The following is a 1685-nucleotide window of genomic DNA, read 5'->3' as shown; positions in this document are numbered from 1 at the left end:
GCTGAGAACGGATCGTCTGATAAAATTGTGATCCACTCTTATGGACGGCTTTCATTGGGGATTCTGGCGACGCTGGGAGTCGTGCATGCATTGTACTTTGCTCGCGCGATTCTGATTCCCATGGCACTCGCGATTGTGCTTTTTTTTCTACTGGCTCCCGTGGTGCGTTTTCTGTCTCGCTGGCGCCTGATGACAGAGTCCATTGCTGCTGCGATTGTAGTACTGGTTTTAAGCGCGACGATCGGATTTGCCAGTTATTTTCTTGCGGGGCCGATTTCAGATTGGGTTGCCAATGCCCCTGCCACATTTCGCAAAGCAGAACATAAGCTGCGATTCCTAACTGATCCGGTTAACAAGATTGATCAGGCTTCTGAACAGGTTTCGAAAATCACTTCGGGTGCGGAAAAAAATGATGTCGTGAAGGTTGCCGTTCAACAACCGGCGGCCACGAGTTATCTGTTGAGTTCGACGCTCAACTTTCTGGCGGGAGCCACCATCACCGTTGTGCTGGTTTATCTGCTCCTGGCGATGGGACACCGTAACGTGAACTCAGTTGTGGAATTGATTCCCACAGTGGAAGATAAACGGGGTTTTGTCACGATGATACGTAACGTAGAGCAGGGGATTTCGCATTATCTGCTCACGATTACCACCATTAACATCGGACTGGGAATTGTCATTGGCGTGGTTCTGGCTCTGTTAGGGCTCCCCGATCCTTTTCTGCTGGGAATTATGGCAGCGACGCTCAACTTTATTCCCTTTGTCGGACCATTCGTCGGTGCTGCAGTCACTTTTTTGATTGGCGTCGTATATCTGCCCACGCCGGCAGAAGCTGTGATTGGTCCCCTGATCTATGTGTTGATCAATGCTCTGGAAGGAAATGTGATTACGCCTCTGATTTTAGGTCGATCCATGAAACTGAATCCAGCATTGGTCTTCATCTGTATCATATTTTGGGGTTGGGCGTGGGGAGTTGCCGGCATTCTGCTTGCCGTTCCGTTGATTGGAATGATTAAAATCTCTTGCGACCATTTCAAATATCTGCAACCGGTGGCCCGCATCCTCTCGGGGTAAACTTACGAAGCAGGATTCAGAGAATTTAAAATCGCACTGGTCCCGGGGAGCCGGGGTGGATCAAGTCCCAGCAGTTGCAGGCAGATCGGGGTGATATCAACGATTCGCGGGGCATCAGGCAATTCAAATTTCAGCGGCAATCCTGCGGCAATCAGGGGGGCCGTTGAATCTAAATAATGCAATGAACCATGTGAGCCTGCCGGATTGCATTTGAGTTCTGGCAGACAGAATTCCTTACCCAGCCGAGCTGTGACCCAGAGGTTGCCACTCTGTTCTGAGAAGCTTGTGGCGATGCGTTCGAATGCGTTCGGGTAATTACCATATTCAATTTTATGGTCAGGTGTGATCGTGACATCAACGGCAGACAGGTCTCCCCTCCATTTCCAGGGGGTCCCATAACAGTCGACCGCGTTTTGTTTTTGAGTCAGCTCAGGTTGAAATACAAGATGACCCCTGTCGCTTGTATGAACGTGAAATGCAGTCTGTTTTGTGTCATTTAATCCGCTGTCATCATCACACCAGATTACCTGGTCGATCGCGTCACATTCCAGCAGGCAGTCGATCACTTCATCACGCCGCGCCCAGATTTCGGATCGCAGATAGATCTGAGC

At 50.0% G+C, this 1685-nt stretch carries 1 protein-coding gene and 1 pseudogene; one reads left to right on the top strand and one right to left on the bottom strand.

Annotation, left to right across the window (positions count from 1 at the left end):
- Positions 1-1074: AI-2E family transporter (locus tag Q0294_RS21970; protein ID WP_299469733.1), on the top strand; the 1074-nt coding region annotated here is incomplete at its 5' end.
- Positions 1075-1076: 2 nt separating this feature from the next.
- On the opposite strand, the pseudogene Q0294_RS21965 reads toward Q0294_RS21970, so the two are convergent.
- A pseudogene (locus Q0294_RS21965) lies at positions 1077-1685 on the bottom strand (hypothetical protein); the annotation flags it as partial.

Source organism: uncultured Gimesia sp. (genome assembly GCF_937919775.1).
In the GTDB taxonomy this organism is placed as follows: Bacteria; Planctomycetota; Planctomycetia; order Planctomycetales; family Planctomycetaceae; genus Gimesia.
This window is presented reverse-complemented; position numbering and strand designations above follow the sequence as displayed.